Below are 6,600 nucleotides of genomic sequence, written 5' to 3' on the forward strand. Positions count from 1 at the left end.
CTCGCGGAGCGGGGGCGGCCCCGGCTCAGCGGGTGAGGACCGCCCGGCGGGCGACGAGCTCGTCGAGGAGGACGCGCTCGTCGACCGCACCGGTGCGGCCGCCGCGGCCGAGCAGGAGGTGCTGCCGGTGGTGCGCGAGACGCGTCGCCGAGCGGAGGAAGTCCCGCATCGCGCGCGGCCGGTCCCCTCCTGCGCTCCGGGCCCAGCGGGCGGCGGTGCGGCGCCCCTCCGCGGTGCCGATCATCCGCACCTCGGCCGGCGAGAGCCACCCGGCGACGGCGTAGTCGTCGAGCCGCTGGAGCGTCACGCGCCGCTCCTGCCGGCGCAGCAGGACCACGACGACCACGGCGACCGCGAACAGCGGCACCTGGACCACGCCGTAGAAGCCGAACCAGTCGGACACCAGGAACGACGAGCCGTTCCAGAGCGCGTGCAGGACTGCGGCGAGCGCCAGCCCGAGCAGGGCGATGGGCAGCCGCGCGACGGCAGGCCGGTTCGAGGCGAAGCCGAGGGCCGCGCCCGTGCAGGCGGTGAAGAGCACGTGCGCGAACGGCGAGAGCACGCCGCGGAGGAAGAAGGTCACCGCGAGCGAGCCGAGACCGCCCTCCACCAGCGCGCTGCCGAAGTAGAGGATGTTCTCGACGAAGGCGAACCCGGAGGCGACGACGGCCGCGTAGACGATGCCGTCGACGGGTCCGTCGAAGGTCCGGCGCCAGATCAGCAGGACGAGGAGGACCCCGATCCCCTTGGCCGTCTCCTCGACCAGCGGCGCCTGGATCACGGCGCCGACGAAGTCGGATCCGCTCGGCTGCTGCCCGGAGGCGTAGACGGCGATCTGCACGCCGAGGTCGACCAGGAGCGCGATCGCGACGGACCCGGCCGCGCCCCAGAGGAAGGCGAACCACAGGCCCAGCGCGGGCTCCGGCTCCCAGCGGTCGACCCAGCGGACGCCCAGCAGCACCACGGTGAGCGGCACGAGCGCGATGACCGCGCAGATCCCCGCGGCGCTGACGCCGAGTCCGAGCACGACGTAGGCGAGCACGAGCAGCAGCAGGATCCCGAGGAGCGCCACGCCGATCGAGCCGAGCACGGTCGGCACGACGGAGGGGCGGGCGGTGGCGGGCGGTGCGGGCGGCGGATAGGCGCTCATGGGGCCGACAGTAGGGCACCGGCGGGGTGTGCCGGCGGCGGTTGACAGGCGACAGGGCGCACGTGAGCGGGGACAGCTCTGCACAACGTCGGCTGAGAGGGGGTGGCCTGCCGTGTGGGGGCAGGGACTCCGCTCGCGGCCGACGTCGTGCAGCGACCCTCAGCGGCGACGCCGATGTCCGATTCCCGCTCCTGCTGGACGTCGCCGCGTGCGAGGCTCGAGGCGTGCCCGACTCCGATCCGCTCTTCGAGGAGCGCTACCGCGCCGTCGCCTCCCGCGATTCCCGGTTCGACGGGCGGTTCCTGACCGGCGTGCACTCCACGGGCGTCTACTGCCGTCCGAGCTGCCCCGCCATCACTCCGCGGCGCGCGAACGTGCGCTTCTACCCGACGGCCGCCGCCGCGCACGAGGCGGGGCTGCGCGCCTGCAAGCGCTGCCTGCCGGACGCCGTGCCCGGCTCCCCCGAGTGGAACCTGCGCGACGACACGGCGGCGCGCGCCATGCGGCTGATCGCGGACGGAGTCGTCGACCGCGAGGGGGTCGAGGGACTGGCTGCCCGGCTCGGCTACGGCGCGCGCCACCTCGGCCGCATCCTGCGCGAGGAGCTGGGAGCCCCTCCGCTGGCCCTCGCGCGCGCTCAGCGCGCCCAGACCGCCCGGCTCCTGCTCACGAGCACCGACCTCCCCGTGTCCGATGTCGCCTTCGCCGCCGGGTTCACGAGCATCCGGCAGTTCAACGCGACCCTGGCGGAGGTGTACGAGCGGACGCCGACGGCACTGCGCGCCTCCGCCCGGGGCAGGCGCTCCGAGGCCAGCGTCCACGACGGCGCGACCACGCTGGAGCTCCGGCTGGCGGTGCGCGCTCCGTTCGATCCCGGGGTGCTCGACGTGCTCAGCGCCGACGCGCTCCCGGGGCTCGAGGAGGCGTCCCCCGGCGGCTACGCGCGCTCGCTCGTCCTGCCCGGGGGCGCGGCGCTGATCCGGCTGGAGGCGGACGAGGCGACCGTCCGCTGCAGCGCGACCCTCGTCTCCGTCGCCGACATCGGGCCCCTGGTCGCCCGGGTGAGGCGGCTGCTCGACCTCGACGCGGACGCCCGGGCCGTCGACGAGGCCCTCGCGGCCGATCCCGCGCTCGCTCCGAGCGTCGCCGCCCGCCCCGGCGTCCGCGTGCCCGGCTCCGTCGATCCGGTCGAGACGCTGGTGCGCGCGCTGCTCGGCCGGCGGGAGGCCGCACGGCTGGTCGCGGCGCTGGGCGCGATGCTGCCGGAGTCCGTGGCGAGCGGATCGATCGCGCGCTCCTTCCCCTCCCCCGCGGTGATCGCCGAGCACGCCGCCGACGTGCTCGGCCGATCCGCCGACGTGCTGGTGCGGACCTGCACGCTGCTCGCCGAGGGAGCGCTGCGGCTCGACGCCGACCGGGAGGAGCTCGCCGAGCAGCTGCTCGCGGTCCTCGGGATCGGCCGGGCCACGGCGGCCGCGGTGGCGCAGCGGGCGACCGGGGATCCCGACGTCCTGCTCGCGGGAGATCCGGCGCTCCGACGGGGCGCGGCGTCGCTCGGCCTGCCCGCCGGTGAGCGCGCGCTGGCCGAGGCCGGACGACGCTGGGCGCCCTGGCGCAGCTACGCCGGGGCGCGCCTCGCGGCCGCGGTCACGCCTCCGGCGCGGGGTCGATGATCGGGAGCGCCGCGGTCATCGCCTCGATGCCCGAGAGCCGGGCCGGCGAGATGAGCCGCATGACCTCTTCGCGGGACATCAGCCCCGCCTCGACCACCAGGTCGGCGATGTTGCGGCCGGTGGCGAGGGCGGCCTTGGCGAGTGCCGCGGACGCGGTGTAGCCGATGCTCGGGGTGAGCGCCGTCACGACGCCGACCGAGGAGGCGACCATGGCCTCGAGCCGGTCGACGTTCGCGGTGATGCCGTCGATGCAGTTCTCGCGGAGCGTCCTGCAGGCCTGCGTCATCCAGGTGATGCTCTGCAGCAGCGAGTGCGCGATCACCGGCTCGAAGGCGTTGAGCTGGAGCTGACCCGCCTCGGCCGCCATCGTGACCGTGACGTCGGCTCCGGCCACCGAGTAGGCGACCTGGTTGACCACCTCGGGGATGACCGGGTTCACCTTGCCGGGCATGATGCTCGATCCCGCCTGACGGGGCGGCAGGTTGATCTCGCCGAAGCCGGCCTGCGGGCCCGAGGAGAGGAGCCTCAGGTCGTTGCAGATCTTGGACAGCTTGATCGCGGAGCGCTTGAGCGCGCTCGAGAACGACATGAAGACGCCGGTGTCGCTCGTCGCCTCGACGAGGTCCTGCGCCATCTCGAGGTCGAGGTCGGTGATCTCGTTGAGGTGGCGGACCGCGGCCGCTCCGTAGCGCGGGTCGGCGGTGATGCCGGTGCCGATCGCGGTCGCTCCGATGTTGACCTCGGCGAGCAGCCAGATGGTCTCGGAAAGCCGGGCGTGGTCCTCGCCGAGGGTCGTCGCGAAGCCGTGGAACTCCTGGCCGAGCGTCATCGGCACCGCGTCCTGCAGCTGCGTGCGGCCGACCTTCAGGACGCTGCCGAACTCGACCGCCTTGCGGGAGAACGACTCGCGCAGCAGCGCCAGCTCGTCGAGCAGGCGGCGCAGCGACCACGTCATCGCGATCTTGATCGCGGTCGGGTAGACGTCATTGGTGGACTGGCTGCGGTTGACGTCGTCGAGCGGGTGCAGGTGCGCGTAGTCGCCCCGCTCGAAGCCGCCGATCTCGAGCGCGACGTTGGCGACGACCTCGTTCGCGTTCATGTTCGTCGAGGTGCCGGCGCCGCCCTGGATCACCCCGACCACGAACTGGTCGTGGAACTCGCCGTCGATGATGCGGCGGCACGCGGTCTCGATCAGCTCGGCCTTGGCGGGGGCGAGGCTGCCGAGCTCGGTGTTGGCCCGGGCGGCCGCGAGCTTGACCGTGGCGAGGGACCGGACGAGATCGGGGTAGATCGAGATGGGGCGCTTGGAGATCGGGAAGTTGTCGAGGGCCCGCGCCGTGTGGATGCCCCAGTAGGCCTCGGCGGGGATCTCCATCGAGCCGAGGGAGTCGCTCTCGGTGCGCGTGGCGGGGGTCTCGGTGTCGTCCAGGGCTCTGCCTTCCGGGTCGCGGTCGGGGAGGGTGCTCGGTGCGAGGGTCACGTCCAGCTCCGTTGCTGTCGTCGTGCGGCCCCGGAGGGTGCAGGGGGCTCGCGAACTGCGCGGCCAGCCTATCGCCGGGGCGCGGGGCGGCGGCGGACGCAGGCGCGGAGCGGCCGCTCGACGGGCGCGGAACGACCGCGCCTCCCGCCGCCGGGGCGGACAGGAGGCGCGGGACGCAGGACGCGGCGGGTCAGCGGTAGTCGCTGCCCGACGCCAGGGCCGCCAGCGGCACGAGCACGACCACGACGAGCACCGCGATCGCGAACAGCAGGACCAGGCCGAGCATGACCGAGTTGAGCACGATGCCCCAGATGGAGAGCGTGCGGCCCGTCGGCTCCCTCCTCAGGCCCAGGACGCCGAAGACGAGGCCCGCGGCCGGAGCGATCACGGTCAGTCCGAAGAAGACGGAGGTGACGCCGAGGATCAGGCTGGTGAGCGAGAACGGGGTCGACGGAGCCGGGGCGAGCGCCGCGGGCGGGACGGCCGGGGTGCCGTAGGGGGCGCGGGCCTGCTGCGACGAGGCGGGCTCCTCGGCGGCGGGGCGCTCCCCGGCGGTCGGCCGCTCCTCGGTGAGGACGGCGGTCGCGCCCAGGTCCACGGTCGGCTGCTCGTCGGCGGGGGTGGAGAGGCGGGCGGTGCGGTCGTCGGTGGTCACGATGTGCTCCTTCTCGGGTGCCGGTCGCCCGGCGGGATGCGGTGCCGCCGGTGGGACCGGCGGTGCTGCCGGTGTGCTCCGGCGATGCCTCCACGCTACGGACGCACCCGGGCCCGCCCCATCCGGGGAACCCCCGGAACTCGGGGGCGATCCCCCGCCTCGAGGAGGGGGCGGGTGCGAGACTGGGTCGGGCGCGAGGAGGCGGCGAGATGGACGACGACGAGCTGCGGCACCGCACACGGGACCGCACGGGCGCCCGCGCCGTCTGGTTCGCCGGGCTCTCGGCGCTCGCCGGCTTCGTGGTGATCTCCCCCGTGATCTCCCTCACGGCGACCGTGATGGTGTGGGGGTCGCGGCGGCGGATCGGCACCCTCAGCGACCGGAACGGCCTGGTCGCCGTCAACTGGCAGCTCACCTACCTCGCGCTCCAGCTGATGCTGGTCCCGCTGCACCTCGCGCTGGTGTCGGTGCGCGACTCGCTCGGCGCCGACTGGCCGCTCGCGACGATCTCGGCGATCCTCGCGCTGGCCGTGCTCAACCTCGTGCTGTGCGTGGTCCTCGGGATCCGGTCCGGCCAGGGACGCACCGTGCGCCTCTGGATCGCCGTACCCTTCGCCCGCTCCACCCGCCCGCCGCGCTGATCGTCCTGGCACCCCGGCCCGCACGGCTCCCCGCGCCTGAGGCTCCGCTCGGCGTGTCCGCGGCACGGTGCCCCCTCGACGCCGCGGCGGCGGGCAGGGTGGTGGAGTGATCGCCTTCCCTCCGCCCGTGTACGTCGTGGCCGACGACGGAGTGCGGCTGGCCACCTACTCCGTCGGCGAGGAGAGCGCCCCGACCGTCCTCGCCGTGCACGGCTTCGCCTCCCACGCCGTGCTCAACTGGCAGACGTCGGGCTGGCTGCGGACGCTGCACCGCGCCGGGTACCGCGTCGTGGCGCTCGACCAGCGCGGGCACGGCGCGAGCGAGAAGCCGCACCACTCCGACTCCTACAGCGTGAGCGCCATGGTGGCCGACCTGGTGCGGGTGCTCGACTCCTACGACCTCGACGCGCCCCACGTGCTCGGCTACTCCCTCGGCGCCCGGATGAGCTGGGTGCTGGGGCTCGAGCACCCGGAGCGCCTCGCCTCGCTGAGCCTCGGCGGGCTGACCGTGGGCGAGCCCCTCCGCTCCTTCGACGCGGAGGCGGCCCGGGCGCGTGTCGCCTCCGGCGGCGAGATCGACGACGGCTTCACCCGCGCCTTCATCGGCATGGCGGAGGGGGTGCAGGGCAACGACCTCGCGGCGCTGGTGGCGGTGGCCGACGGCGTCCGCGGCGGGGCGCACCCGGAGCACGGGCGGCACCCCGGCCTGCCGACGCTGCTCGTGACCGGAGGCGCGGATCCGATCGCTCCCGGGGGCGAGCTGCTGGCGGCGGAGGCGGGGGCGCGGTTCGTGAGCGTCCCCGGCCGCGACCACACCAGCACCGTGCCCGCGCGGGGCTTCAAGGACGCGGTGCTGGCGTTCCTGGCGGAGCAGGGCTAGCCGGGCGATCTGCAGGGTACGGGCGATCTGCAGGGGATCCGGAGGTCGCCTCGCGGTTCAGGCGGAGGAGAACGCTCTCCCGCCCGCATCCCCTGCGAACCGCACCGTCCCCTGCAGATCG

General features: G+C 74.6%; 6 protein-coding genes. 3 read left to right on the top strand and 3 right to left on the bottom strand.

Annotation, left to right across the window (positions count from 1 at the left end; genetic code table 11):
- Positions 1-25: 25 nt before the first annotated feature.
- On the bottom strand, positions 26-1,150 hold the full coding sequence (locus C5C24_RS14565) for a PrsW family intramembrane metalloprotease (protein ID WP_104305303.1): 1,125 nt from the start codon (positions 1,148-1,150) through the stop codon (positions 26-28).
- A gap of 224 nt (positions 1,151-1,374) precedes the next feature.
- On the opposite strand from C5C24_RS14565, the gene C5C24_RS14570 reads away from it, so the two are divergent.
- The gene (locus C5C24_RS14570) at positions 1,375-2,823 is read left to right on the top strand and encodes a DNA-3-methyladenine glycosylase 2 family protein (protein WP_181135549.1); all 1,449 of its coding nucleotides are present in this window, start codon (positions 1,375-1,377) and stop codon (positions 2,821-2,823) included.
- On the opposite strand, the gene C5C24_RS14575 is transcribed toward C5C24_RS14570, so the two are convergent.
- Together C5C24_RS14575 and C5C24_RS14580 are read right to left on the bottom strand one after the other, a co-directional pair.
- Positions 2,798-4,252: an aspartate ammonia-lyase gene (locus tag C5C24_RS14575; protein WP_258060401.1), complete on the bottom strand. Its 1,455-nt coding sequence runs from the start codon at positions 4,250-4,252 to the stop codon at positions 2,798-2,800. The two genes, C5C24_RS14570 and C5C24_RS14575, sit on opposite strands and share 26 nt — an antisense overlap.
- 241 nt (positions 4,253-4,493) lie before the next feature.
- On the bottom strand, positions 4,494-4,958 hold the full coding sequence (locus C5C24_RS14580; protein ID WP_104280703.1) for a DUF4190 domain-containing protein: 465 nt from the start codon (positions 4,956-4,958) through the stop codon (positions 4,494-4,496).
- Between the two features lie 209 nt (positions 4,959-5,167).
- Here C5C24_RS14580 and C5C24_RS14585 point away from each other — a divergent pair, with 209 nt between their 5' ends.
- Positions 5,168-5,599 (top strand): DUF4870 domain-containing protein, encoded by a 432-nt coding sequence (locus tag C5C24_RS14585; protein ID WP_104305304.1) that lies wholly within the window; start codon positions 5,168-5,170, stop codon positions 5,597-5,599.
- Between the two features lie 106 nt (positions 5,600-5,705).
- On the top strand, positions 5,706-6,479 hold the full coding sequence (locus C5C24_RS14590; protein ID WP_181135550.1) for an alpha/beta fold hydrolase: 774 nt from the start codon (positions 5,706-5,708) through the stop codon (positions 6,477-6,479).
- The last annotated feature ends 121 nt before the right edge of the window (positions 6,480-6,600 follow it).

This window comes from Rathayibacter sp. AY2B3 (assembly GCF_002931755.1).
Lineage (GTDB): Bacteria > Actinomycetota > Actinomycetes > Actinomycetales > Microbacteriaceae > Rathayibacter.